Origin of the sequence: Pseudomonas sp. BN515 (assembly GCF_029873155.1) — a bacterium.
GTDB lineage: Bacteria > Pseudomonadota > Gammaproteobacteria > Pseudomonadales > Pseudomonadaceae > Metapseudomonas.
Genome location: NZ_SSOH01000010.1, coordinates 185,419 through 209,631 on the forward strand (window position 1 = coordinate 185,419; position 24,213 = coordinate 209,631).

General features: G+C 64.8%; 22 protein-coding genes and 2 tRNA genes. 9 read left to right on the forward strand and 15 right to left on the reverse strand.

Annotated features, from left to right (window positions below; all coding sequences use genetic code 11):
• Position 1 precedes the first annotated feature (1 nt).
• From lolB to ychF, 8 genes are all read left to right on the forward strand, one after another.
• Positions 2–619, forward strand: coding sequence for a lipoprotein insertase outer membrane protein LolB (lolB, locus tag E8E91_RS01005; protein ID WP_280374232.1), 618 nt, complete (start codon positions 2–4; stop codon positions 617–619).
• Between the two features lies 1 nt (position 620).
• A complete protein-coding gene (gene ispE, locus E8E91_RS01010) occupies positions 621–1,472 on the forward strand; it encodes a 4-(cytidine 5'-diphospho)-2-C-methyl-D-erythritol kinase (protein ID WP_280374233.1) in 852 nt (283 codons plus the stop codon).
• A 32-nt stretch (positions 1,473–1,504) separates the two neighbouring features.
• Positions 1,505–1,579, forward strand: a tRNA-Gln gene (locus tag E8E91_RS01015).
• A gap of 60 nt (positions 1,580–1,639) precedes the next feature.
• Positions 1,640–1,714, forward strand: a tRNA-Gln gene (locus tag E8E91_RS01020).
• A gap of 86 nt (positions 1,715–1,800) precedes the next feature.
• Positions 1,801–2,742 carry a ribose-phosphate pyrophosphokinase gene (locus tag E8E91_RS01025; RefSeq protein ID WP_028629917.1) on the forward strand — a complete coding sequence of 314 codons (942 nt, stop codon included), beginning with the start codon at positions 1,801–1,803 and terminating at the stop codon, positions 2,740–2,742.
• A 108-nt stretch (positions 2,743–2,850) separates the two neighbouring features.
• The gene (locus E8E91_RS01030; protein WP_280374234.1) at positions 2,851–3,453 is read left to right on the forward strand and encodes a 50S ribosomal protein L25/general stress protein Ctc; all 603 of its coding nucleotides are present in this window, start codon (positions 2,851–2,853) and stop codon (positions 3,451–3,453) included.
• A gap of 38 nt (positions 3,454–3,491) precedes the next feature.
• Positions 3,492–4,076 carry an aminoacyl-tRNA hydrolase gene (gene pth / locus E8E91_RS01035; RefSeq protein WP_077524268.1) on the forward strand — a complete coding sequence of 195 codons (585 nt, stop codon included), beginning with the start codon at positions 3,492–3,494 and terminating at the stop codon, positions 4,074–4,076.
• Between the two features lie 26 nt (positions 4,077–4,102).
• Positions 4,103–5,203, forward strand: a complete 1,101-nt coding sequence (ychF, locus tag E8E91_RS01040; protein ID WP_280367617.1) for a redox-regulated ATPase YchF — start codon at positions 4,103–4,105, stop codon at positions 5,201–5,203.
• Positions 5,204–5,246: 43 nt separating this feature from the next.
• On the opposite strand, the gene E8E91_RS01045 is transcribed toward ychF, so the two are convergent.
• The 15 genes from E8E91_RS01045 to E8E91_RS01115 all read right to left on the reverse strand — a co-directional run bounded on the left by E8E91_RS01045 (position 5,247) and on the right by E8E91_RS01115 (position 23,061).
• A complete protein-coding gene (locus tag E8E91_RS01045) occupies positions 5,247–6,908 on the reverse strand; it encodes an NAD(P)/FAD-dependent oxidoreductase (RefSeq protein ID WP_280374235.1) in 1,662 nt (553 codons plus the stop codon).
• 263 nt (positions 6,909–7,171) lie between these two features.
• Positions 7,172–8,653 (reverse strand): aldehyde dehydrogenase family protein, encoded by a 1,482-nt coding sequence (locus E8E91_RS01050; protein WP_280374236.1) that lies wholly within the window; start codon positions 8,651–8,653, stop codon positions 7,172–7,174.
• Between the two features lie 14 nt (positions 8,654–8,667).
• Positions 8,668–9,618 carry an NTP transferase domain-containing protein gene (locus tag E8E91_RS01055; protein WP_280374237.1) on the reverse strand — a complete coding sequence of 317 codons (951 nt, stop codon included), beginning with the start codon at positions 9,616–9,618 and terminating at the stop codon, positions 8,668–8,670.
• A gap of 193 nt (positions 9,619–9,811) precedes the next feature.
• Positions 9,812–11,284, reverse strand: a complete 1,473-nt coding sequence (locus E8E91_RS01060) for an OprD family porin (RefSeq protein ID WP_280374238.1) — start codon at positions 11,282–11,284, stop codon at positions 9,812–9,814.
• Positions 11,285–11,397: 113 nt separating this feature from the next.
• Complete coding sequence (locus E8E91_RS01065) at positions 11,398–13,146, reverse strand: amidohydrolase (RefSeq protein ID WP_280374275.1); 1,749 nt, start codon at positions 13,144–13,146, stop codon at positions 11,398–11,400.
• A 181-nt stretch (positions 13,147–13,327) separates the two neighbouring features.
• The gene (locus E8E91_RS01070; protein ID WP_280374239.1) at positions 13,328–14,383 is read right to left on the reverse strand and encodes a LuxR C-terminal-related transcriptional regulator; all 1,056 of its coding nucleotides are present in this window, start codon (positions 14,381–14,383) and stop codon (positions 13,328–13,330) included.
• Between the two features lie 154 nt (positions 14,384–14,537).
• Complete coding sequence (locus E8E91_RS01075; protein ID WP_280374240.1) at positions 14,538–16,040, reverse strand: aldehyde dehydrogenase family protein; 1,503 nt, start codon at positions 16,038–16,040, stop codon at positions 14,538–14,540.
• Between the two features lie 16 nt (positions 16,041–16,056).
• Positions 16,057–17,100 (reverse strand): phosphotransferase, encoded by a 1,044-nt coding sequence (locus E8E91_RS01080; RefSeq protein WP_280374241.1) that lies wholly within the window; start codon positions 17,098–17,100, stop codon positions 16,057–16,059.
• A 4-nt stretch (positions 17,101–17,104) separates the two neighbouring features.
• Positions 17,105–17,449, reverse strand: coding sequence for a cupin domain-containing protein (locus E8E91_RS01085; protein ID WP_280374242.1), 345 nt, complete (start codon positions 17,447–17,449; stop codon positions 17,105–17,107).
• A 61-nt stretch (positions 17,450–17,510) separates the two neighbouring features.
• Positions 17,511–17,876, reverse strand: coding sequence for a cupin domain-containing protein (locus tag E8E91_RS01090; RefSeq protein WP_280374243.1), 366 nt, complete (start codon positions 17,874–17,876; stop codon positions 17,511–17,513).
• The gene (locus E8E91_RS01095) at positions 17,869–19,155 is read right to left on the reverse strand and encodes a glycosyltransferase (RefSeq protein ID WP_280374244.1); all 1,287 of its coding nucleotides are present in this window, start codon (positions 19,153–19,155) and stop codon (positions 17,869–17,871) included. The genes E8E91_RS01090 and E8E91_RS01095 overlap by 8 nt, the downstream gene beginning before the upstream one ends.
• A 28-nt stretch (positions 19,156–19,183) precedes the next feature.
• On the reverse strand, positions 19,184–20,263 hold the full coding sequence (locus E8E91_RS01100; RefSeq protein ID WP_280374245.1) for an ABC transporter ATP-binding protein: 1,080 nt from the start codon (positions 20,261–20,263) through the stop codon (positions 19,184–19,186).
• Entirely contained in the window at positions 20,253–21,065 is an 813-nt protein-coding gene (locus E8E91_RS01105; protein WP_280374246.1) for an ABC transporter permease, read from the reverse strand. The genes E8E91_RS01100 and E8E91_RS01105 overlap by 11 nt, the downstream gene beginning before the upstream one ends.
• Positions 21,058–21,921, reverse strand: coding sequence for an ABC transporter permease (locus E8E91_RS01110; protein WP_280374247.1), 864 nt, complete (start codon positions 21,919–21,921; stop codon positions 21,058–21,060). The genes E8E91_RS01105 and E8E91_RS01110 overlap by 8 nt, the downstream gene beginning before the upstream one ends.
• An 87-nt stretch (positions 21,922–22,008) precedes the next feature.
• The gene (locus tag E8E91_RS01115) at positions 22,009–23,061 is read right to left on the reverse strand and encodes a spermidine/putrescine ABC transporter substrate-binding protein (protein WP_280374248.1); all 1,053 of its coding nucleotides are present in this window, start codon (positions 23,059–23,061) and stop codon (positions 22,009–22,011) included.
• Between the two features lie 186 nt (positions 23,062–23,247).
• Here E8E91_RS01115 and E8E91_RS01120 point away from each other — a divergent pair, with 186 nt between their 5' ends.
• Positions 23,248–24,177, forward strand: coding sequence for a GntR family transcriptional regulator (locus tag E8E91_RS01120; protein WP_280374249.1), 930 nt, complete (start codon positions 23,248–23,250; stop codon positions 24,175–24,177).
• Positions 24,178–24,213: the final 36 nt, after the last annotated feature.

Consider the following 24,213-nt stretch of genomic DNA (forward strand, 5'->3'; position numbering starts at 1 on the left):
CATGCGTTTACGTAACTTCCTGGCCGCCGGTGCGCTCGTCCTGCTCACCGGTTGCGCCGCCCTAGCCCCCCACGAAACCCTTGAAGGCCAGGGCAACCAGGCCAGTTGGGACGCCCACAAGACCCAGATCAGCGCCCTCGATGGCTGGCAGATCAGTGGCAAGGTGGGCATCCGTGCCCCCAAGGATTCCGGCAGCGGCACCCTGTTCTGGCTGCAACGCCAGGACTATTACGACATTCGCCTGTCCGGTCCGCTGGGTCGCGGCGCGGCTCGCCTGACCGGTCGCCCGGGCAAGATCGAACTCGAAGTGGCCAATCAGGGCCGCTATCAAGCCGAAACCCCTGAAGCCCTGCTGGAAGAACAACTCGGCTGGCGCCTGCCGGTTTCCCACCTGCTCTGGTGGGTACGCGGCCTGCCCGCACCGGACAGCCGCAGCCGGCTGACCCTCGACGGCGACAGTCGTTTGGCCCGCCTTGAGCAGGATGGCTGGCAGGTGCAGTACCTGAGCTATGTGGAACAGAACGGCTATGCCCTGCCCGAGCGCATCAAGCTCAGCGGCGAAAACCTTGACGTCACCCTGGTGATCAAGGACTGGCAGCCGCGCCAGCTCGGCCAGTGACATGCAGGACGCGCAACTCATCCTGCCGGCTCCGGCCAAGCTCAACCTGATGCTGCATATCCTCGGCCGTCGCGCCGATGGCTATCACGAGCTGCAAACGCTCTTCCAATTCCTCGACCACGGCGATGAGCTGGGCTTTTCCGTGCGCCAGGATGGTGAAATCCACCTGCGAACCGACGTGCCGGGCGTTCCCCATGACAGCAACCTGATCGTCCGCGCCGCCCGCAAGCTACAGGCCGAATCCGGTTGCCACCTGGGCGCCGACATCTGGCTCGACAAGCGCCTGCCCATGGGCGGCGGCATCGGTGGCGGCAGCTCTGATGCGGCCACCACCCTCCTTGCCCTGGACCGTCTGTGGAACCTCAACTGGAGCGAGGATCGCCTGGCCGCGCTGGGCCTCACCCTGGGCGCCGACGTGCCGGTATTCGTGCGCGGTCGAGCGGCCTTCGCGGAAGGGGTCGGCGAGCAGCTGACCCCGGTGGAACTGCCGGAACCCTGGTTCCTCGTCGCAGCGCCGCAAGTCTTTGTCAGCACAGCAGAAGTTTTCTCCGATCCCGAGTTGACACGGGATACTCCGCCCATTAAAGTTCGCAGCCTTCTTGAGGGGGGCGGTCGTAATGACTGCCAGCCGGTGGTCGAGAAGCGTTACCCGGATGTACGTAACGCGCTGATCTTGTTGAATAAATTCACTTCAGCTAGATTGACCGGCACTGGAGCTTGTGTGTTTGGGAGCTTCCCAAACAAAGGCGATGCTGATAAAGTTCGCCGCCAACTTCCGGCCACTCTGCCGAGCTTCGTAGCCCAGGGCCGCAACATCTCCATGTTGCACCGCAAGCTTAAAAGTCTGGCTTGAGAAGGAATGCAAGACTGTCGGTTGTCCGATACAGGGGCGTCGCCAAGCGGTAAGGCAGCAGGTTTTGATCCTGCCATGCGTTGGTTCGAATCCAGCCGCCCCTGCCATTAACCCAACGGGTTATACGCACAACGAAACGAAAGTCCTGCATAGCGAGTTACACACATAGGGGCGTCGCCAAGCGGTAAGGCAGCAGGTTTTGATCCTGCCATGCGTTGGTTCGAATCCAGCCGCCCCTGCCATACACTTGAAAAGCTGTTCAAAAGCCCACGGCCTTTGAACGGCTTTTTGATTCATCAGGTCTACCCTCAGCCGGCAGGTACTGCGCGTGTCCAAGATGATGGTCTTCACGGGGAATGCCAACCCCGATCTGGCGCGTCGCGTCGTACGTCAACTGCATATTCCCCTCGGTGATGCCTCCGTAGGCAAATTCTCCGACGGCGAAATCAGTGCTGAAATCAATGAAAACGTCCGCGGCAAGGACGTCTTCCTGATCCAGCCGACTTGCGCACCGACCAACGATAACCTGATGGAACTGGTGGTGATGGCTGACGCCTTCCGCCGTTCCTCGGCCTCCCGCATCACTGCGGTCATCCCCTACTTCGGCTATGCCCGCCAGGACCGCCGTCCGCGTTCCGCCCGCGTGGCCATCAGCGCCAAGGTAGTGGCTGACATGCTGACCGTCGTCGGCATCGACCGTGTTCTCACCGTCGACCTGCACGCCGACCAGATCCAGGGCTTCTTCGACATTCCGGTGGACAACATCTACGGTTCACCGGTCCTGGTCGACGACATCGAAGACCAGCGCTTCGAGAACCTGATGATCGTTTCCCCGGACATCGGCGGCGTGGTTCGTGCCCGTGCCGTGGCCAAGTCCCTCGGCGTTGACCTTGCGATCATCGACAAGCGTCGTCCGAAGGCCAACCAGTCCGAAGTCATGCACATCATCGGCGATGTCGAAGGCCGCACCTGCGTGCTGGTCGACGACATGGTCGACACCGCTGGCACCCTGGGCCACGCTGCCAAGGCCCTTAAGGACCATGGCGCCGCCAAGGTCTACGCCTACTGCACCCACCCGGTGCTGTCCGGCCGTGCCATCGAGAACATCGAAAACTCCGTGCTGGACGAGCTGGTGGTGACCAACACCATCCCCCTGTCCGCCGCGGCACAAGCCTGCTCGCGTATCCGTCAGCTGGATATCGCGCCGGTTGTGGCTGAAGCGGTTCGCCGCATCAGTAATGAGGAATCGATCAGCGCGATGTTCCGCTAAGCGGCCATCCCTGACGAAACGCGCCCCGCTCAGGCGGGGCTTTTTGCCCAACCGCCCGGATGCTGGTCGCAAGCATTACGGGCGTTTTGGTTATTTTGGAGAACTGTAATGACTGATTTCGCCCTGAATGCCGAAGCGCGTTCCGACCTGGGGAAAGGTGCGAGCCGCCGCCTGCGTCGTAATGCCGACCTGGTTCCCGCTGTTATCTACGGCGGCGAGAAAGCCCCGGTATCCGTAAGCCTGCTGGCCAAAGACCTGGCCAAGCTGCTGGAAAACGAAGCTGCTTTCAGCCACGTGATCGCCCTGAACGTTGCCGGTGCTACCGAATCCGTTCTGATCAAGGCCCTGCAGCGTCACCCGGCCAAAGGCTTCGTACTGCACGCTGACTTCCAGCGCGTAGTTGCCGGCCAGAAACTGACCGCCCACGTACCCCTGCACTTCATCAACGAAGCTACCTCCGTTGGCGTGAAGCAAGGCGGCGGCGAAGTTTCCCACACCATCGCTGAAGTCGAAGTCTCCTGCCTGCCGAAAGACCTGCCGGAGTTCATCGAAGTCGACCTGGCCAAGGTCGAAGTAGGTCAGACCGTTCACCTGTCCGACCTGAAACTGCCGAAAGGTATCGAGCTGGTGGCCCTGGCCCACGGCAACGACCTGGCAGTTGCCAACATCCATGCTTCCCGCGTGGTGAAGGAAGAAGGCGAAGCCGAGTAATTTCTTACTCTGTATCAGCCTGATAAAGGGCCCCTGTAGTGACTGCCATTCAACTGATCGTTGGCCTGGGTAATCCCGGCCCCGAATACGACCAGACCCGGCATAACGCAGGGGCCCTTTTCGTTGAGCGCCTGGCGGACCGCGAACGCGTCAACCTGAGCCTCGACAAGAAATACTTCGGCCTGGTCGGAAAGTTCTCCCACCAAGGCCGCGATGTTCGTCTGCTGATCCCCACCACCTACATGAACCGCAGCGGCCAGTCCGTAGCGGCGCTGGCTGGGTTTTTCCGCATTCCGCCCGAAGCCATCCTCGTGGCCCACGACGAACTCGACATGCCCCCCGGCGTCGCCAAGCTCAAAACCGGCGGCGGCCACGGCGGCCATAACGGGTTGCGCGACATCATCGCCCAGCTCGGCAACCAGAATTCGTTCCATCGCCTGCGGCTTGGCATCGGCCATCCGGGGCACAGCAGTCTGGTATCCGGTTTCGTACTCAGCCGCGCCCCGCGCAGCGAACAGGAACTGCTCGACACCAGCATCGATTTCGCCCTCGACGTGATGCCTGAACTGCTCGCCGGTGACCTCACCCGCGCCATGCAGAAGCTGCACAGTCGCAAGGCCTGAACCCACTCCGCGCAGAGGCACATACCATGGGATTCAATTGCGGCATCGTCGGCCTGCCCAACGTCGGCAAGTCCACCCTGTTCAACGCCCTGACCAAGTCCGGCATCGCAGCGGAGAACTTCCCCTTCTGCACCATCGAGCCGAACAGCGGCATCGTGCCGATGCCCGACATGCGTCTCAACGCGCTGGCCGAGATCGTCAAGCCCGAGCGCGTGATTCCCACCACCATGGAATTCGTCGACATCGCCGGCCTGGTTGCGGGTGCCTCCAAAGGTGAAGGCCTGGGCAACAAGTTCCTCGCCAACATCCGCGAAACCGACGCTATCGCCCACGTAGTGCGCTGCTTCGAAGACGAGAACGTTATCCACGTCTCCAACAGCGTCGACCCCAAGCGCGACATCGAGATCATCGACCTCGAACTGATCTTCGCCGACCTCGACAGCTGCGAGAAGCAACTGCAGAAAGTCGCCCGTAACGCCAAGGGCGGCGACAAGGACGCCCTGGCCCAGAAGGCCCTGCTGGAAAAACTCATCCCCCACTTCAGCGAAGGCAAGCCGGCGCGCTCCCTGCTGAAGAACCTGGGCGACGACGAAAAGCGCCTGGTTCGCGGCTTCCACCTGCTCACCAGCAAACCGGTGATGTACATCGCCAACGTTGCTGAAGACGGCTTCGACAACAACCCGCACCTGGACGTGGTCCGGGCCATTGCCGAGGAAGAAGGCGCCATCGTGGTTCCGGTCTGCAACAAGATCGAAGCCGAAATCGCCGAACTCGATGACGGCGAAGAGAAAGACATGTTCCTCGAAGCCCTCGGCCTCGAAGAGCCCGGCCTGAACCGCGTGATCCGCGCCGGTTACGACCTGCTCAACCTGCAGACTTACTTCACCGCTGGCGTGAAAGAAGTCCGCGCCTGGACCGTCCGCGTCGGCGCCACCGCCCCGCAGGCAGCCGCCGTTATCCACACCGACTTCGAAAAGGGCTTCATCCGCGCCGAAGTGGTCGCCTACGACGACTTCATCCAGTTCAAGGGTGAAAACGGTGCGAAAGAAGCCGGCAAATGGCGCCTGGAAGGCAAGGAATACATCGTCAAGGATGGCGACGTGATGCACTTCCGCTTTAACGTCTAACGGCACCAGGACTGCCAGGGCTTCCCTGCCCTGGCAGTCATCCTTAGCCTTGCACCAAGGCCTGGGCAGCCAACTCCCCAGTCTCCACCGCACCGTTCAGAAAGCCCCAGAACTCTCGGGAGCAGTGCTCCCCGCAAAAGAGAATGCGATTGCCGGCATCTCTTTCCCACTGCGCGCCCCAGAAGCGGGTGAAATGCCCGAGTGCCGGCGCCGAGTAGCTGCCGCGACTCCAGGGATTGATGGCCCACTTCGACACCAGCGCCTTGCCTTGATACGCGGCCGTGGTACCGGGGAAAACCGGCTCGATCTGCGACAGCAAATTACTGACATCGGCGCTGGCCGCTTGCTGAAAGGGCTGGCTGGCGTGCAGGTTCTGCCCTTGGCGCCCGCCCAGAAAGTTGCAGAGCACACTGCCCGTGGTGGGTTTGCCCACCTGGGTATCCCAAACAGTGACAAAGCCCTCTGCCCCGGAATAGCTGACCCCGTTCATCTGCACCAGATGGCCGTCGACATAACGCGCCTGCCCCCACGGCCTCGAGCCGCACTGAGCATGGATCTTGCCGTTTGTTCCCATGCGCATCTCGGCGATGGCCAGGCGCTTGGTCGGTGAAAAGGTCGCCCGAACTTCGGGAGCGATGTCCACCTCGCGCAGCTTGCTGAACGGCAGGGCCAGCACCAGTTGATCGCAGATGTCGCTTGAGCCGTCGGCAAAGCCACAGACGTAGGGCCCCTGGGCACTGCCGGCGATACTGATGAGCGCCTTGCCGGTCTGCACCGAGCCCGCCGGCAGCTGGCTGAGCATCGCGTACGCCACCGAATCGTTACCGCCGACAATGTGGTAACGCTCATCGGTGCCGGCCAGTGGATACGGTTCGTTGATCGGGTTCCCGGCCATCAGATAAAGCAGATTGAGGCAGCTTTGCTCTTCCGGCGGCAGGCCGTACTCGGAAATCAGGTCAGTCTGCATGAGCTGGCCAAAGTTGCTATTGCGGCCTATCCCGACTTGATCCAGCCAGGCAGGCGCGCTGATTTGATCCAGACGCAGGTGCTCGGCATTGTGGCTGTTGTAGCTCGGCTGCCAGGGTGCATCCTGCTCGGCGCGCTTGAAGATGGACTGAAACTGGCGCCAGTCCGCGGCGAGCTGCTCCTCACGGTAAAACGCGTTGTTGAGCGAATAGAGTTCCTCGCCCCCCGGCAGGGCCCCACTGTTGACATCCTCCAGGCTGAGGCCGAGTTGGTTGACCAGATTGCGCAGGGCACTGTGCTCGGTGGACACCAGCTCGCCCCCCCGCTCCACCGACATGCCCTCGTCGAAAAAGCCGCGCGTGGTGAAAGCGCGCCCGCCGATGCGGCTGCTGGCCTCGTAGACGGTGCTGCCGTAACCGTACTGCTGCAGCCGGTGCGCACAGCGCAAGCCGGCCAGCCCTGCGCCGATGATGATGACACGCCCGGGGTTCCTGCCCTGCCCGCCCATTGCGGCCATGGCCGGCCCCATGGCGCCGAGCAGACTGGCACCGGCCACACCAGCCCCCAGTGTCTTGATGAAATCGCGCCGGCTCTGCTGCGCCCGCTGCTCCTGTTCGCGCCGCATGGCCAGGAGTTCGTCGGCGGGGATGCCGGTTATTTCGGATTGCCGCTCGCACCACTGCAGACGACGCAGCAAACGAGCAAAGGGAGAGTTGGAACGACGAGACTTGCAACCCATGGTGATCTCCAGATCAGGGTGGAAGACAACCGCACAAAGGCGCCTCGCGTCACTGCCCAAGCCGCGCAACGCCATACCTCAGAAGGACTTGTTGCTCCCCCAGCACCAAGGGCGACGAGCAGGCGTCGTCGATTACCGTCGGCACTGCCCCCTTTCTCGGGCATGCGCCGCCCCACGAGCGGCAACACAATCAGTCGATTGGTCAGCCCGTACCACGACCCTCTTGCTGAGAACGCCGCGGAGCAAGCTCCGCGGCGCCGGACTCACTTGATGTACCAGCCCCAGGGATCGGCGCTGTCGTAGCGGGTCAGCTGCTTCACCTCGCGGTAGCTGTCGAACCCCCATTGGCCCAGCTCGCGACCTATGCCGCTCTGCTTGTAGCCGCCCCAAGGCGCCTCGGTGAAGGTGGGCTGTGAACAGTTGATCCAGGCGATGCCGGCACGCAGGCGCCGGGCCACCCGCTCGGCGCGCGGCAAGTCGCGCGACATCACCGCCGCTGCCAGGCCGAAGGACGAGTCGTTGGCCAGGCGCAGGGCCTCGGCCTCGTCGTCGAAGGCACGCAGGCAAACCACCGGGCCGAAGATCTCCTCGCGCCAAATCGCACTGTCGGTCGGCACATCGGCGAAGATCGCCGGGGTCACGTAATAGCCCTTCTCCAGTCCCGCCGGGCGCTCGCCGCCATGCAGCAGGCGCGCGCCGCTGGCGCGGCCCGAATCGATGGCCGCCAGCACCTTGTCGTACTGCCCGCGGCTGACCAGCGGACCGAGCAGCACGCCCTCCTCCAGGCCGTTACCGATGTGGATCTTGCGGGTCTCCTCCACCAGCCGTTCGAGCAGGACCGGGTACAGCGAACGATCCACCAGCACCCGCGAGGTGGCCGAGCAGACCTGGCCCTGGTTCCAGAAGATGCCGAACATGATCCACTCCACCGCCGCCGCAACGTCGCTGTCGGCGAAGACGATGAAGGGCGACTTGCCGCCCAGCTCCAGGCTGAGGTTCTTGATCTCGCGGGAGGCGGCCTGCATCACCCTTCGCCCGGTCGGCACGCTGCCGGTGAAGGCCAACTTGTCCACCAGCGGGTGCTCGGCCAGCGGCGCACCGGCGTCCGCGCCGAGGCCGGTGACCAGGTTGAACACCCCGGCCGGCACGCCGGCCTCGTGCACGATGGCAGCCAGCTCCAGCGCCGTCAGCGGGGTCAGCTCGGACGGCTTGAGCACGATGCAGCAACCGGCGGCCAGCGCCGGGGCAACTTTCCAGGCGGCCATCAGCAACGGGAAGTTCCACGGGATGATCGCCCCCACCACACCCACGGGCTCGCGCTCGACCCAGGAGCTGAAGCGTTCATCGGCCAGGGCGATCTCCTGCCGGGGCGCGCGGTCGGCGGCCTCGGCCAGGTCGGCGTAGAAGTCGAAGCAGCCAGCCGCGTCGCCCAGGTCCCACTCGGCCTCGGGCAGCGGCTTGCCGTTGTCGCGCACCTCCAGTTCGGCCAGTTGCGGCAGGCGCCGGCGGATGCCGCCAGCGATGGCGCGCAACACCTCGGCGCGCTGGGCGCCGGACAGGCGTGGCCAGGGTCCCTCGTCGAAGGCACGACGGGCTGCGCGCACGGCCAGGTCGATGTCCTCGGCGCTGGCCGCCGGCACCTGGGCCAGCAGGCTCTCGTCGCTTGGATCGAGGCTGGCGAAGCTGCAGCCCCTGACCGGCAGCGTCCACTGCCCGTCGATGTACAAATGCTGATAGATGTCCATCCGGCTTCTCCCCCTCAGGCCCTTTCGGCCGCTTCGATGCGTACGTTTTCCAGGCGGCTGAAGGCCGGCACGCGCGCGCCGCGACCGACTCGCACGCCAGGGCCGAAGACCACGCAGGGCTCAACCTTCACGTCCGCTTCCAACACGGTGTCGGCGCTGAAATACACGGTGTCGGCGGCGGCCAGGGTCACCCCCTCGCGCATCGCCCGGCTGCGCCGGCGGCGCTGGAACACCTGCTCGGCGGCGTGCAGCTGTTCGCGGTCGTTGACCCCCATGATTTCCTCTTCCGCCACTTCCACCGCTACCACCGAAAGGCCAGCGGCATTAGCCAGCTCCACCGCATCGGTCAGGTAGAACTCACCCTGGGCGTTGTCGTTGTGGATGCGCTCCAGCAGCCACAGGCAATGGTCGGCGCGAAAGCCCATGACCCCGCCGTTGCACAGCGTGATCTCCAGCTCCGACGGGCTGGCGTCCTTGGCCTCGCGAATGGCCCGCAGACGCCCATCCTCTACCAGCAGGCGACCGTAGGGTCCGGGTTGTTCAGTGGTGAAACCGGCCACGGCCACCGCGGCGCCGTCGATCAGTGTCTGGCGCAGGTGCGCCAGGGTCTGTACACCGATCAGCGGCGAGTCGCCGAACAGCACCAGCACGCAGCCCTGTTCATGCCGGAGCAGCTCCGGGCGTGCAGCCAGTACCGCGTGAGCGGTGCCCAGCCGTTGTTGCTGGACGAACTGCCGGGCATTAGGCGCCACCTGCTGCACGTACTCGGCCACGGCCGGCGTATCCGGGCCGACCACCACGGCCACGTGCTCGATGCCGGCCGCTTCGGCGGTGGCCAGCACGTGGCCGAGCAGCGGACGATTGCCCACCTGGTGCATCACCTTGGGTAGGCTGGAACGCATCCGCGTGCCCTGGCCGGCGGCAAGGATCACCGCCAGGGTGGGGAATGAAGGGCTGTTGCTCATAGGTGCCTCTTGTTGCAAGGGGAATACGCCGATAGGAAGGATTCATGCCTGCTCCAGGGTGCGTCGAACAGGCACGGACCCTGGGGTGGCGGTTCAATTTCGAATGTGCTCGGAGCGGCCTGTGGCTAAAGACGGCGGGCTTCTCCGTGGCCTGTGAAACCCGGCAAAGCCGGGCTTCACAGGCCATGCCGGATTACAGAATGTCCAACGGATACTCGGTAATGAAACGAATCTCCTCGTTGTCACTGCCCGCGTTGATGTTGGCCGCGCTGTTGCCCCGATAGGTCGCCTGGCGCAGCTTGAACGCCAGCGCCCTGGCTGGGCCGCTCTGCACCACGTAAGCCACCTGGATATCGCGCTCCCACTCCTCGCCGTCCACGACCGCGCTTTCCCAGCTGTAGGCACCTGCCGGATCGGCGCCCGAGCCATCCGAGTCCCTACCGGTGACGTAGCGCACCATGAAGCCCAGCCCCGGAATACCCAGGCCGCTGGCATCGAGGTCGTATTGCAGCTTGTAGGATTTCTCGCCGGGCGCGTTGAAGTCACACCATTGCGAGGAGTTGGCCAGCCAGATCGAACCACCGCCGTTGTAGGTGCCCAACGGGTTGGCGCCGTTGACACCGTTATCGGCGCCACTGAAGCCGCTGATGCCCAGGTAGTCGAATGGCGTATCGCCGTTGATGCGTTGATGGGCAAAGGTGAACTTGTGCGGCCCCATGGTCAGCGCCAACGCCACGCTGAACGCGTTGTTGTCGATCTCGCCGGCACGCGCGTCGCCGGCATCAACCGTCTTGTAGTAGTTGATGCTGGTCAGTAACGAGTTGGCTTTGCCCAGCGGCAGGTAGTGGTAAAGGTCTGCGTAATATTGATTCCAGACATCTTCGAAGTTGGCCGCATGCAATCCCGCCGACACGGTTTCGCTGAAGGCGTAGTCACCACCGATGAAGTCTGCGCGATCAACCCTGGTCAAGCCGTAGGTGGTGCCCAGGTTGCCATTGCGATTGGTGCTGTTTTCGGCGTTGCCCGAGGTGAAGTGACCGCCCTGCAGGGCCAGCCCCTCGATCTCACTACTGCTGAACATCACCCCATTGGTGTGGGCAGGCATCAGGTAGCCGTCCCACGTGCCGAATACCGGGCTTTGAGGATTCAGGTCACCGGCTTTCAGTTCGGTTTCGGAAATGCGCATTTTCAGCGCGCCACCGACCATGCCGTAACTCGCCTGGCCTTGGCAGCTGATCGTCTCGCCGAAAGCATTTTCGTCACAGTGACTGCCATCGACGGGCAGGTTGCTGCCGCCGCCGGTACCACCGCCGCCGCTGAGGCGCACCGCCCCATTGGCAAATGCGTCGAGGCCAACGCCGACCGTGCCCTGGGTGTAACCCGAGGTGTAGGTCAGCATTTCCGCCTGGCTCCAATCGTTGCGATAGTTCTGGCTGGCCGGGTCGGTGTTTCTGAAGTTCTTGTAGTACGCCATGTTACGGCTCAGCAGACGGAGGTGACCGTCTTCCAGAAAGCCCTTGGCCTGGGCCTGGCTGGCCCCCTCCATGCTTAGCGCTGGCTGTTCGGCGCCAATGTCCTTCGAGTCGTCATCGGCCACTTCCTCTGCGTAGGCCAACTGGGTCGTCGCCACCGCGATGGCGAGGGCCAGAACACTCCACGTGTTCATTTGCATAGTCTTGCTTCCCTGAATCTTATTGTTATTGGGTCAACACCTTGTGCCTGATCGACCTTGTCGTGTTCCGGCACAACGGCTGCATAGGCAGCCGTGTTGGGTACGTCTCACTTGTTCGCGGTGGTCAGCGGTGCGGGTGCAAGGCTGCTGAACTGTTCCTTGGCGAACACCACCTTGCCGCCGACCAGGGTCAGCAGTACCTCGTTCCGCGCCAGCTCGGTGTCGGGGACCTGCATGAAGTTCTTATCCAGCACGATCAGGTCAGCGAACTTGCCGACTTCGACTGAGCCGACCTGCGCCTCCAGGTGCAACTGCTCGGCGCCATTGAGGGTGATGGCGCGCAACGCGGCACTGCGCGACAGCGCCGGCGCAGCGTTCAGTCGGGCGGCATAGGCGGGACCATAGCTGTGCGGGTTGGTCGGGTCGCCGGCACGGGTGACACCGATCTTCAGCGCCAGCAGCTCATCCAGCGGATCAACCGGCCAGTCGCTGCCAAAGGCGATGCGCCCGCCGGCGTCCTGCAGGCTGCCGAAGGGTTCCATCCGGGCAAAGCGCTCGGCACCGAGGTGGTCGTCGGTACCGTCGACCGAGAATGGCGCCTGCTGGGCCCACTGGAAGGACATGGTGGCGGTCACGTCGAGTGCCTTGAAGCGGGCGTAATCGGACGGCGCGACCGTCTCGGCGTGTGCAATGGACGGGCGGAAATCGTTGCCCGGCAGTTGCTGGCGCAGGTAGGCGAAACCGTCCAGCGATTCGCGTACCGCACGTTCGCCGGTGGCATGCAGGTGCGGATCGAAGCCGGCCTTGACCGCTTCCAGCAACAGCGGATTGAGCACCTCGGCGGAGTAATACAGCTCACCACGATTGCTGCCCGGCACCCACTTGGGCGCGGTGTCGGTGCCGGCGTTGTGCAGATAAGGGGTCAGCAGTGCGCCGGTATCGGCCGGGGCGTTGATGATGCCATCCATGAACAACTTGACGTGGCGCATGTTCACCCCGGGGCTGACCTGCAGCGCGCCCTGGTCGTAGGTCTGCGCCAGGGCCTTGGCTTCGGCGATGGTCTTGACCGGGTCCGCCGCGGCCGCAGCCGGGTCCAGCTTGATCGACAGCAGGGCCCGGGCGCTGAGCTCGCCCGACTGCTGCAGGCGGGTAAATGCCTTGGCATTCTCCGGGCCGGACAGGGCATCGAAGAAGCTGGTGACGCCCTGCTGACGCATGGCCTCCAGGGCGCGGCGAATCTGCGCCAGTTTCTCCGCCTCGGTGGCCGGCGGTATGGCGGCGACTATGGCTTCGGTGGCGCCGTCCTCGCAGATGCCGTTGGGGTTGCCGGCGCTGTCACGGCCAAACTTGCCACCCTCGGGATCGGGTGTGGCCCTGGTCACTCCGGCCAATTGCAGACCGCGCGAGTTGGTCAGCACGGTATGGAAGTCGGTGGAGCGAACCGAGATCGGCCGGTCGGTCTTCAGGGCGTCCAGGATCGACTTGTCGGGGTCGCCGTCGAGGTTGTTCATGCCCATGCGATCCCAGCTACCGACCTCGAGCCAGGCATTGGGCTCCTTGTCCTTGCTGGCATCCAGGCAAGCCTGGATGGCCTTCTGGAAGTCCGCCCGGGTCATGGCCTGATACTTCAGATCGCAGAGCGACAAGGCGCGGCCACCATCGCCCGGGTGCATGTGTGCATCGATGAACCCCGGCATCAGCATGCGGCCAGCGAGGTCGACCTGACGGGTGTCTTTGCCGATAAAGGGCGCCAGGCCCGCATCGTTGCCGACATAGACGATCTTCCCGCCGGATACGGCCACTGCCTGCTGCACCGAGTCCTGGCCGTCGACGGTGTACACGTAGCCGTTACGCATCACCAGCTCGGCTGGCACCGAGGCCACGCTTTGGCAGCCCAGCAGCGCCAGGGTGGTGAATGCCGTGCTGGCGCCGGCCCTGCAAAATCTCGAGAGTTTCAAATTCTGCACCTCTAGGAATGTTGAGGCGGGGTCCACACCGACCGCCCCGTATGCCCCTGGCATACCCGCAGCAGCCTATCTAGCGCCGCGCCGCAGCGGCCCTCTGCAAATGAGGAGGGCCGGCGTATTTATTTGCCGCCAGCGCCATCTGCCCTGCCCTCGGCAGGCCTTCCAGGGGCAGCGACAGGCGCAGGATCGAACCCAGCTCGACCTTGCTCTTCACCCCGAGCTGCCGGTAGCAATTGCGCAGGTAGGTGCGCACCGTGGCCGGACTCAGGTCGAGCATCCGCGCGATCTCCTTGTGGGAGTGACCGGCGGCGAACAGCATCGCTGCGCTGTGCTCGCGCGGCCCCAGGGCAGTACTGCGCGAGGACGCCTGCAGCGCCAGGATCACCTGCTCCCCGACACGCGTAAGCGCCACGGCCGAGCGCCCCAGGCGCACCACGCAGGGCGCTCGGGGCAGATGCTCAAGCAGAGCTTCGGGTAGCTGTGAGCCGTTCCAGCCGGGCACCGTGCCGGCAATGCAGGCGCACAGCCGGGCGCCGACATAGAGCAGATTGCCGCCCGGATCGGCCACCGCGAAATCGCTGGCTGCGTCGCTGGGGGCGAGTCGCAGCAGGTCCTGCAACTGGAAGCGCCAGAGCTGCAGCAAGTGCTCGCAGAAGGCGGCGAACAGGCTGGCCTGGCTGTCACCGAAGGCCTGCTCGGACGCACCACGGTAGAGACAAACGAAGAACATCAAGCCGCTTTCGGGCAGCTCGAAGGTGATCGACAGCAGGTGATAAAGGTCATGCCGGCGAGCGAAGTCATTCACCGCCGCACAGGGATCGGTGAAGCCACTGGCGCGCAGGATCTCCCCCGGTCGACTCATGCTGTCGTGGCAGAAGCGGTCGTTGCCGGCGACCTTGTTCCAGTCACCGGCGAACGAGTCGCTCAGGCCGATCCGCCCGTGCATCCAGCTTTGCGGCGGAACGCCGGCGGCCGGACGGGACATCTCGCCCCACCAGGCCGAAGCGAAAGGCACCAGGCTACGGAACAGTTTCAGGCCATCGGCGATGAATTGTGCCGCCCCACGCTCGCGGGGCAGGCGTCCCAGTTGCAGCAGGCACAGGTTGAAGTCCTGCAGGGCCGTCATCGACGTAGCCGTACCGTAGCGGATCACAGGCCAGCCTCCGACGTGCCACGAATCGGTCCGCCCACGAGGCGACGCCCGACACCGGGATGGGTGACAGGCGCGCAGCGCACTGATGGTGACACGGCGTGACCGACGTTCATGGCGTTCTCCTGGCTCAGCTGCGGTAGAACTGGTCGTCGGCGTAGGGGTACCACCAGGACTGGATCTGCGGCTGGTGGTCGATGATCACCATCTTCGAGCGACGGAAAGCGTCCAGGCCCTGGCGACCCAGTTCGCGACCCATGCCGGACATCTTCCAGCCGCCAAAGGGCAGCGCGTCGTTGTCGATCAGCGGGTTGTTCACCCAGACCATGCCGGCCTCCAGGCGGTCGGCCGCTTCCATGGCCTCGGCGAGGTCCGTGGAGAACAGCGAAGCGCCAAGTCCGAAGGGCGAGTCGTTGGCCAGGCGCAGGGCCTCGTCGAAATCCTTGACCTTGCAGATGGCCGCCACCGGACCGAAGCATTCCTCGTGGAAGATCGCCATCTCCGGGGTCACCCCGGTGAGGATGGTCGGCTCGTAGAACCAGCCGACCTGATGCTGCGGCGGCACCCGTCCCCCGCAGGCCACCTGGGCCCCTTTGGCCACCGCGTCATCGACCAGGCGCATGACCTTGTCGCGGGCGGCCTGGCTGACCAGCGGGCCGATTTCGCTGTGCTCCAGGCCGTGACCGATGCGAAGCTGGCGAGCGCGCTCGGCGAAGCGGGCGACGAACTCATCGTGGACTTCTTCAACCACGAAGAAGCGCTCGGCCGAGGTGCAGATCTGCCCACTCAGGTGGAAGGCGGCGGTCACCGCGCCGGCGGCGGCCACTTCAAGCGGCGCGTGCTTGCTGATGATCATCGGGTCGCTGCCGCCGGCCTCGATTACCGCCGGCTTCATGCGTTCGGCACAGGCCACCGCCACCGCCTTGCCGGCGGCCACGCTGCCGGTAAAGGCCACCGCGTGGGTGCGCTCGGACTGCACCAGCAACTGCGCGGTCTGCGCATCGCCGGGCAGGCAGGAGATCAGGCCGGCAGGCAGCGCGCGGAAGTGCTCCATGAACTTCAGGGTGCACAGGCTGGTGCTCTCGGCCGGCTTGACGATGCAGGCGTTGCCGGCGGCCAGCGAGGCGGCCAGGGTCCAGCACATCAGCAGGATCGGGAAGTTGAACGGCATGATGTGCACGCTGACGCCGTAGGACTCGTAGCGCACGTGCTGGAAGGAGCCGAGCTGGGTGGTGCCAGCCACCTTGCCGGCCTCGTCGCGGGCCATCTCGGCGTAGTAGCGGAAAATCGGCGCGCAGTTGGCCAGCTCGCCCATGGCCTCGGGGAAGGGTTTGCCCATCTCCAGGGTCATCAGGCGGGCCACTTCGCGATTGCACGCCTCGTTCTGCTCGATGGCATTGGCCAGACGGTGTAGCAAGGCGGCGCGGCTCTTCGCATCGACCTTGCGCCACTCCAGGTAGGCGGCGCCGGCGGCATCCAGCGCCGCCTCCACGTCATCGCGCTCGCACAGGGCGATGTTCCCGACCTGCTGCAGGCTGGCCGGGTCGATGATGCCGCGCAGGCGGCGGCTCTCCGGGACCTGGTAGTCCGGGTTGATGAAGCGCAGCGGGGTATCGCAATTGAAGGTGCTCATGGCAGCTCCTGGAAAGTCAGAGGGATCGACCGCGCAGGCCGTCGAGCACGGCGACCGGCAGGTCGTCGCGCCAGCCCTTGAGGTGGCAGTCGAGGAAATCGCGCAGCGGATGCAATGCCGGCCGCTCAAGTGCGTCGCGGAAAAGGCGCAGGACACGCGGCAGGTGGTTCAGGTAGCCGAGCTTGCCGTCGCGCCGGGCCAGGCGCACGAAGATGCCGAGCACCTTGGCGTGGCGCTGCGCGGCGAGCACCGCGTAATCGGCCAGGAAGGTCTCCTGATCGAGATCCGGGCGCTGCGCCAGGTAGCGTTGCAAAAGGCGCTCCTGCAACGGTGCCGGCACGTCGCGGCGGGCGTCTTCGAGGAGCGACATCAGATCGTAGGCAAAGGCGCCGTGCAGAGCGTCCTGGAAGTCCAGCAGCCCGCAGGCGGCCACACCGGCGCGGCCGTCCAACAGCATCAGGTTGTCCACATGGAAGTCGCGCAGCACCACGGCCTCGCGGCGCCCGGCGACTTCATCGCAGAGACCGTCGAACAGCGCCATGTAGGCGGCGCGCAGGGCCGAGGACGGCGCCGCGCCGAGCAGCAGCGGCGCGTACCAGTCGATGAACAGGGCGAACTCGTCGGCCAGGCGCGTATCGTCGTAGGCCGGCAGCACAGCGCCCCGCTCAGCCGGAGCGCTGTGCAGTGCGGCCAGGCAGTCCACCGCCAACTCGTACAGCGGCGCCTCGGCATGCCCGGCCGCCAGCAGGCGGGTGTAGGTGGCCTGGCCAAAGTCCTCGATCAGCGCCAGCCCCGCCGCCTCGTCGGCCGCCGGCACACGCGGTGCAGACAGGCCGAGATCACGCAGCAACTCGGCCACCTGCAGATAGGGCCGCAGCGGTTCCTGTTCCGGCGGCGAATCCATCAGCAGCAGGGCCGCGCCATCGAGGCGGAAGTAGCGCCGTGCCGAGGCATCGGCCGGCAGCGCCTGCAGGGTCGCCTCGGCGTGCCAGTGACGGGCGATGAAGGCCGCGCGCTGCTGCGCGCGGACGTCGGTCGAAGTGCTCAGGGCCTGGTTCATGGCATCACCGGATCATGTAGACCTTTTTCACCGTCTCGTGGACGGTGCACACGCCTTTCCAGTCCTTGGGGAAGAAGGCGGCGGTATCCGGAGTGATCTCGATCACCTCGCCCGACTCGTGCACATAGGTGCAGCGGCCTTCGAGGAAGTGGCAGAACTCGTCGCTGGTCACGTGGCAGAACCACTTGCCCGGCGTGCAGTGCCAAATGCCGCATTCGGACTGGCCTTCAGGCCCCTTGTGCAGCACCACGCCGCTGACGCGCGACTGGCCTTCGAGCATGGTCGGGATCACGCCCCAGTCCTTGAGTTCGGTCACGTCCAGGGGGCGGTGGATAACGGGGGTTTTCATCGTTGCGTACTCGCTTTTTCAGACAGGCCGCGCCCGCATGGGCGCGGCGGATTAAGCCGGATCAGACCAGCATGTAGACGTTGCGCAGGGTCTCGCGGACCTCGCATTCGCCGGTCCAGCCGGCGGGGAACAGCACCAGGGTGTCCGGGCCGACCTCGATCACCTCGCCGTCGGCGCGGCGGTAGATCGCTTGGCCGGCCAGGAAGTGGCACAGCTCGTCGCGCGGGATGGACAGGCGCCAGGTGCCCGGGGTGCAGACCCACAGGCCGGTTTCCGGGCTGTTGTTCGGTCCCTTGAACAGCAGGCGACCGCTGGAGTGCGACTGGCCAGAGACGGCGTCGGACTGGTAGCCCCAGTCGACCAGGTCGGCGTAGTCACGGGCGCCGACGATGTGCGGGGCGCTGGATTGCAGGCGGGCTTCAGGCATTGGCGAGGATTCCATCGAGGATCGTGGCCGCGTCTTGCGGGCCCTTGCGCGAGGTCATGTACTCGCTGGTGCGCTTCAGGCGCGCGTTCATGTCGGCGTCGCCGATGCACAGCGCCAACTTCTCGGCCAGCTCGGCGTGCTCCCAGTCGCTGCGGTGCATGCGGAAGCCGTGGCCGCTCTCCTGGGCGCGCATGGCGTTGTCGTGGCCGTCCCACACGTAGGGCATGACGATGGCCGGTTTGCCGAAGTACAGGCACTCGGTGAAGCTGTTGTTGCCGCCGTGGTGGATCACCGCGTCGACCTGGGCGATCACCGAGGGCTGCGGGTACCAGTTGGAGACGATCACGTTGTCCGGAAGCTCGGTGTATTTCTCGACGTGCTCACCGACGTTGAACAGGGCGCGGTATGGCAACTGGCCGATGCTGGCGATCAGGCGCTTGAGCAGGCCGACATCGCCCGAGCCGAGGCTGCCGAAGCTGACGTACAGCAGCGGCTTGTCGTTGTTGGCGCGGAACTCGGGAATCTCGTAGGGCTTGTCCTGGCGCACGCAGCCCTGCAGGTAGTGGAAGCGACGGGCCGGCAGCGGGTAGCGGCGCTCGAACTTGACCGGGTCCGGGTACAGCAGCAGGTTCATCCAGGGCGATTCCTCGAAGAAGGTGCCCATCGGATAAGGACGCTCGCCACAGGCGTTGAGGAAGGCGTTGAAGTCGTCGTGGATCGGCCGGATCACTTCCTCGAAGCGGGCGCGGAAACGCGCGTGGCCAGCCTTGTCGTCAATGCTCATGCCCGACAGGTAAGGCGGGATATCCGGGTCTTCAACCTCGTTCTCCGAACAGGAAATGATGCGCACCCAGGGCTTGCCGTACTGCTTGATGGCCGGGAAGAGGATGACGTTGTCGACGCAGATCAGGTCCGGCTTGATCCGGTCGAGGATCGCCGGCAGCTCCTTCTGTGCCCACTTGCTGGTCTCGACGATGGCGGACCAGCATTCCTTTACGTAGTTGTCGAGCTGGTCGATCGGCTCCTTGCCGAAGTTGGGGATGTGGCCGTTGATGAAGTCGGTCCAGTAACGCGCCATCTCCTCGGCCGGCATCGGCTCGGACATGTTCACGTAGTGCTCCTCGAAGCCGTAGGCCGAATAGACCCCGGTCATGCCCGGGTCGGTGAGGAACACCGCCTTGTGCCCCATGGCCTCGCAGGCCTGGGCGATGCCCACGGAGTTGAGCGCCGGGCCGTAGGCGGCCTCGGGGAAGAAGGCGATGACTTTGCGTTCACTCATGATCGGTACTCCAGTGTTGTTCTTGTAATCAGCAGGACAGGACGCGGGCATGCTCGGCATTCCAGCCGAGACGGATCGGCATGCCGGTGGCGAAGGCGGAGAATTCGTGTTCGGCGCTTGGCACGCGGACGATCAGCGGCTTGGTCGAGATCGGCGTGCGCACATGCAGGTTGGTATCCAGGCCGTGGTAGGCGACCTCCACCACCTGGCCGTCGAGCTGGTTGTCACAGGCGCTGTCGGCGGCGCCCAGCACGCGCAGGCGCTCGGGACGCAGGGCAAGGGTTACCTGGCCGCCAACGACCTCGGCGGTCGGCTCGATGTGCAAGGTCCGGCCACCGGCCTCGACCTGGTTGCCGGACAGGCGCTGGACCTCGATCAGGTTGCTGACGCCGATGAAGCCGGCGACGAAGCGGTTTTTCGGGTACTCGTAGAGATCGGCCGGGGTGCCGCACTGGCTGACCTGGCCGTCCTTGAGCACGGCCATGCGGTCGGCCATGACCAGCGCCTCCTCCTGGTCGTGGGTGACCACGATGAAGGTGATGCCGCTCTCGTGCTGTAGACGCTTGAGCTCCAGCTGCATCTTCTCGCGCAGCTTCTTGTCCAGGGCACCGAGCGGCTCGTCGAGCAGCAGAACGCGCGGGCGCTTGATCAACGCACGGGCCAGGGCCACACGCTGGCGCTGGCCGCCGGACAACTGGTCCGGGCGGCGCCGGGCCAGATCGCGCAACTGGGCGGTCTCCAGCATGGCGTCGACGCGCTGGGCGATCTCGTCCTTGGGCAGCTTCTCCATCTCCAGGCCGTAGGCGATGTTGTCGCGCACGCTCATGGTCGGGAACAGCGCGTAGGACTGGAACATCAGGTTGAGCGGCCGGCGGTTGGCCGGCACCGGCGAGATGTCGCGACCGTCGAGGTAGATGCTGCCGGAGGTCGGCGTCTCGAACCCGGCGAGCATGCGCAACAGAGTGCTTTTGCCGCAGCCGGACGGCCCCAGCAGGGCGAAGAATTCGTTCTCGCGCACGCTCAGCGACACATCGTTGACGGCCAGACCCTGGCCATAGCTCTTGCTGATCTTGTCCAGGACCAGCAGCGGGGCTTTATTAGTCTTCATGCTTGCTTTGCACCTTGTTGAGTCGCTGGGACGCGAACAGCGCGGTGAAGCTGACCAGCATCACCAGGGTCGCCAGGGCGTTGATTTCGGGGGTGACGCCGAAGCGGATCATCGAATAGACCTGCATCGGCAAAGTGGTCGAGGCGCTGCCCGAGCCGGAGTTGAAGAAGGCGATGATGAATTCGTCCACCGACAGGGTGAACGCCAGCAGCCCACCCGCCAGCACGCCGGGGAAGATGGCCGGCAGCAGCACCCGGCGCAGGGTGGTCGGCCAGCTCGCGCCGAGGTCGATCGAGGCTTCGAGGATCGAGTAATCGAAGTGCTTGAGTCGGGTCCGCACCACCGCACAGACGAAGGCGATGTTGAACACCACGTGGCTGAGGATGATCGAGTGCAGGCCCAGGCTCATCTTCAGCAGGTTGAAGAAGCTCAGCAGGGCGATGGCCAGGACGATGTCCGGGATGATCATCGGCGCCATCAGCAGGGTGTCGGCCAGCCCGGCACTGCGCGCCGGATTGCCGCTGGCGTGGGCGCGCAGTTCGACGCCTAGCGCCAGCAGGGTGCCGAGCAGGCAGGCCAGGGTGGTAGAGACCAGCGCCACGATCAGGGTGTTCAGCGCCGCATGCTGGATCGCCTGGTTGGCCAGCAGCGCGCCGTACCACTTCAGCGAAGCGCCACCCCAGGCGGTGGGCAGGCCGCTGGCGTTGAACGACAGTGCGATCAGCACCAGGATCGGCACATAAAGGAAGGCGTACACCAGCCACAGGTGGCTGCCGAGCAACAGTCCGGATGCGTTACGCATGGCGCACCTCCTGGGCACGACGGGCGAGCAGCGCCTGGACGAACAGCAGCAGGAGCATGATGCCGATGAGGAAGAAGGCCAGCGCCGAGCCGAACGGCCAGTCGCGCGCGGTGAGGAACTGCGAGTAGATCAGGTTGCCGACCATCAGCACCTGCTTGCCGCCCAGCAGGTCGGCGGTGATGAAGTTGCCGATGCTGAGGACGAAGACGAACACCGCGCCGGCAGCGATGCCGGGCACGCTCATGGGCAGGATGATGCGGCGGAAGGTGGTCCAGCCGGAGGCGCCCAGGTCGCTGGAGGCTTCCCACAGTTCGCGGTTGATCCGCGATAGCGAAGAGAAGATCGCCAGGATCACGAAGGGGATGTAGTTGTACACCAGACCCAGCACCACGGCGCTCTCGGTATAGAGGATGTCGAGCAGCTCGCCGTACAGCCCCAGCGGCTCCAGCAGGCCGGCGATCAGCCCCTTGCGATTGAGCAGCACGATCCAGGCGTAGGTGCGGATCAGGTAGTTGCTCCAGAACGGCAGCATCACCAGGAACAGGTAGATCGCCTGACGGCGCTGCGGCGCACGGGCGATGGCGTAGGCCGCCGGGTAGCCGATCAGCACAGCGAACAACGTGGCGAGGCCGGCGATCTTCGCCGAGCGCAGGAGAATCTCCAGGTACAGCGGATCGAGCGCGCGCCGGTAGTTCTCCCAGGTGAACACGTAATCGATGCCACCGTAGGCGCCGCGCTCGAAGAAGCTGTAGACCAGTACCAGCAAGCACGGCACCAGCAGAAACAGGGCCAGCCAGCCCAACGCGGGCAGCAGCAGCCAGGCCGACAGGCGTCTGTCAGCGTGCAAAACACTCATGCGTAGTTCCCCCAACCCCAAGCCAATGGGGTTGTATGCAGCGGGTTCGGATAACAGAGCGGCGGGCGCCGCTCCGGGTCGGGCGCCTTACTGCGCGGCCATGATCTCGGTCACGGCGCGGGTGTAGGCCTTCTGCGTGGAACCGCCAACGTCACGCAGCAGCTCCTGCTTGACCAGTTCGGCGGGCGTGGTGGTGAGGTTCGGATACTTCGCCAGCAGGTCCTTGCTCAGCCCCGCCATGGCTGCCTGGTTGGGCACCTTGTAGAGGATGTTCTCGGCGACCCAGGCGTGGTTCTCTTTCGCCAGCATGAAGTTGACGAACTGGTAGGCCGCGTCGAGGTTCTTCGAACTCTTCATCACCACCATGGTGTCGACCCACAGGTCGGAGCCTTCCTTGGGCACCACGAACTTGATGCTGGCGTTGGCCTGGGTGCCGTAGTTGCACCAGCCGTCCCAGGCGTGGGCCATCAGCGTCTCGCCGGAGGCCAGCTTGGAGTAGAAGGTGGTGTCGTCGAAGGAGAGGATGCGTTTCTTGGTCTGGATCAGCTCGTCGCGTACCAGGGAGAGGTGCGCCGGATCTGACTCGTTGACGCTCCAGCCGTTGGCCAGGAAGCCCGCCCCGAGCAGCCAGCGGTCGGTGGCCAGCAGGGTCAGCTTGCCCTTGACCTCGTCGCTGGGCTTGAGCAGGTCGTTCCAGCTGGCCGGGGCCTGGGCGAGCTTGTCGGAGCGATAGCAGATGCCGGTGGTGCCCCAGGTGTAGGGAGCCGAGAAATGGTTGCCCGGGTCGTAGGCGAGGCTTTGCGCCTCGGGATAGAGGTTCTTCAAGTTGGGCACTTTTGCCGGATCCATCTCGGCCAGCATCCCCTGCTTCTGCAGCACCTCCGCGAACTGGGCGGAGACGAACACCACGTCATAGCCCTCACCGCCGGAAGCCATGAGCTTGCCCATGATCTCTTCGTTGGTGGCGTGCAGGGACTTATCGGCCTGGATACCGGTGGCTTGCTGAAATTTCTCCAGCGCATCCGGGGCCATGTAACCGTCCCAGATGGAAATCACCATGTCCTTGGCCTGGACCAGCGGAGCGGCCAGCACGGCGGACAGGGAAAGACTTGCGCACAGCAGGGTTCTGCTTCTGTTCATGGGCACACCTAACGACTGTTTGTTGTTGTTTCGAAGGCAGCAATGGGCAAAGCGGTGTTACGTGTCTTTTTTTAAAAATAAAAACCCGCAACACCCACAAGTCAACACTTTTCTGTTTCTTGTTGGCGAGACAGCGCTGTGGCATAAGGTGGGCGCACGCCACACCCCCGTACGAGAGCCCACGGTTTGACCAAGAGCACCGAGAAAAAGCCGCGCACCAACCACCTGGAACTGGCTCGACGCATCATCGAGCTCGCCCAGGAAAACAGCATGGGCAGCGGCGATGCCCTCTCCGAGCAGCAGCTCGCGCGCAGCTTCCAGGTCTCCCGCACACTGATTCGCGCCGGCCTCAATCTGCTGGTCGAGCAAGGCCTGGCCGAACACCAGGCCGGACGCGGCTACAGCCTGCTGGCCGATCCCGCCAGCCAGGCGCTGAGCCCGGCACTGCCGCAGGCTGAAGAAGAGGAACTGGCCGCCTCGGTACTGCGCGACCGCATGGCCGGCCGCCTGGGCAATAGCATCAGCGTCAGCGAGATCATGCGCCGCTATGACATCGGCCGGCCGGCCGCACAGAAGGTGCTAAGCCAGCTCAGCGAGAATCAGGTACTGGAGCGCGGCCCTGGTCAGTCCTGGCAGTTCCGTCCGCTGCTGGACAACCTCACGGCGCTGGAGGAGAGCCTGCACTTTCGCATGGTCATGGAGCCGGAGGCCTTGCTCGCCGCGGGCTTCAACATCGACCGCCAGCGCCTGGCACTACTGCGCGACGGCACCGAGGACCTGCTGGCACGCCCGATCGAACGCTTCGACATCGAGCAGTTCCGCGAGCTGGACATCAGCTTCCACGAGATGATCGCCACCTGCAGCGGCAACCGCTTCATCGGCGACGCCCTGCTCCAGCACCAGCGCCTGCGACGCCTGCCCAACCTGCTGCCGATGGTCAGCGTGCACCGCCTGCAGGAGGCGCTTCGCGAGCACCTGCGAGTGATCGAGCACATCGAACGCGGCCAGCTCGAAATCGCCGCCGACCTGCTGCGCCTGCACCTGCGCCTGTCCGCGGCGGTACGCCCGCAGACCGCCAACCGCGGCATCCCGCAGGGTTTTTCCCAGCGCCGATAAGCCTTGTAACCTGAGCTTCAGGCAAAGGCGCGACGA

Excerpts from the sequence above, each read along its gene's own strand:
- E8E91_RS01055 (WP_280374237.1), bottom strand. The coding sequence starts at position 9,618 with ATGAGCAACAGCCCTTCATTCCCCACCCTGGCGGTGATCCTTGCCGCC.
- ispE (WP_280374233.1), top strand. The coding sequence starts at position 621 with ATGCAGGACGCGCAACTCATCCTGCCGGCTCCGGCCAAGCTCAACCTG.
- E8E91_RS01100 (WP_280374245.1), bottom strand. The coding sequence starts at position 20,263 with ATGAAGACTAATAAAGCCCCGCTGCTGGTCCTGGACAAGATCAGCAAG.
- E8E91_RS01050 (WP_280374236.1), bottom strand. The coding sequence starts at position 8,653 with ATGGACATCTATCAGCATTTGTACATCGACGGGCAGTGGACGCTGCCG.
- E8E91_RS01065 (WP_280374275.1), bottom strand. The coding sequence starts at position 13,146 with ATGCGTAACGGCTACGTGTACACCGTCGACGGCCAGGACTCGGTGCAG.
- E8E91_RS01115 (WP_280374248.1), bottom strand. The coding sequence starts at position 23,061 with ATGAACAGAAGCAGAACCCTGCTGTGCGCAAGTCTTTCCCTGTCCGCC.
- E8E91_RS01110 (WP_280374247.1), bottom strand. The coding sequence starts at position 21,921 with ATGAGTGTTTTGCACGCTGACAGACGCCTGTCGGCCTGGCTGCTGCTG.
- lolB (WP_280374232.1), top strand. The coding sequence starts at position 2 with ATGCGTTTACGTAACTTCCTGGCCGCCGGTGCGCTCGTCCTGCTCACC.
- E8E91_RS01070 (WP_280374239.1), bottom strand. The coding sequence starts at position 14,383 with ATGACGGCCCTGCAGGACTTCAACCTGTGCCTGCTGCAACTGGGACGC.
- ychF (WP_280367617.1), top strand. The coding sequence starts at position 4,103 with ATGGGATTCAATTGCGGCATCGTCGGCCTGCCCAACGTCGGCAAGTCC.
- E8E91_RS01060 (WP_280374238.1), bottom strand. The coding sequence starts at position 11,284 with ATGAACACGTGGAGTGTTCTGGCCCTCGCCATCGCGGTGGCGACGACC.
- E8E91_RS01095 (WP_280374244.1), bottom strand. The coding sequence starts at position 19,155 with ATGAGTGAACGCAAAGTCATCGCCTTCTTCCCCGAGGCCGCCTACGGC.
- E8E91_RS01080 (WP_280374241.1), bottom strand. The coding sequence starts at position 17,100 with ATGAACCAGGCCCTGAGCACTTCGACCGACGTCCGCGCGCAGCAGCGC.
- E8E91_RS01045 (WP_280374235.1), bottom strand. The coding sequence starts at position 6,908 with ATGGGTTGCAAGTCTCGTCGTTCCAACTCTCCCTTTGCTCGTTTGCTG.
- E8E91_RS01105 (WP_280374246.1), bottom strand. The coding sequence starts at position 21,065 with ATGCGTAACGCATCCGGACTGTTGCTCGGCAGCCACCTGTGGCTGGTG.
- E8E91_RS01075 (WP_280374240.1), bottom strand. The coding sequence starts at position 16,040 with ATGAGCACCTTCAATTGCGATACCCCGCTGCGCTTCATCAACCCGGAC.
- E8E91_RS01030 (WP_280374234.1), top strand. The coding sequence starts at position 2,851 with ATGACTGATTTCGCCCTGAATGCCGAAGCGCGTTCCGACCTGGGGAAA.
- E8E91_RS01090 (WP_280374243.1), bottom strand. The coding sequence starts at position 17,876 with ATGCCTGAAGCCCGCCTGCAATCCAGCGCCCCGCACATCGTCGGCGCC.
- E8E91_RS01085 (WP_280374242.1), bottom strand. The coding sequence starts at position 17,449 with ATGAAAACCCCCGTTATCCACCGCCCCCTGGACGTGACCGAACTCAAG.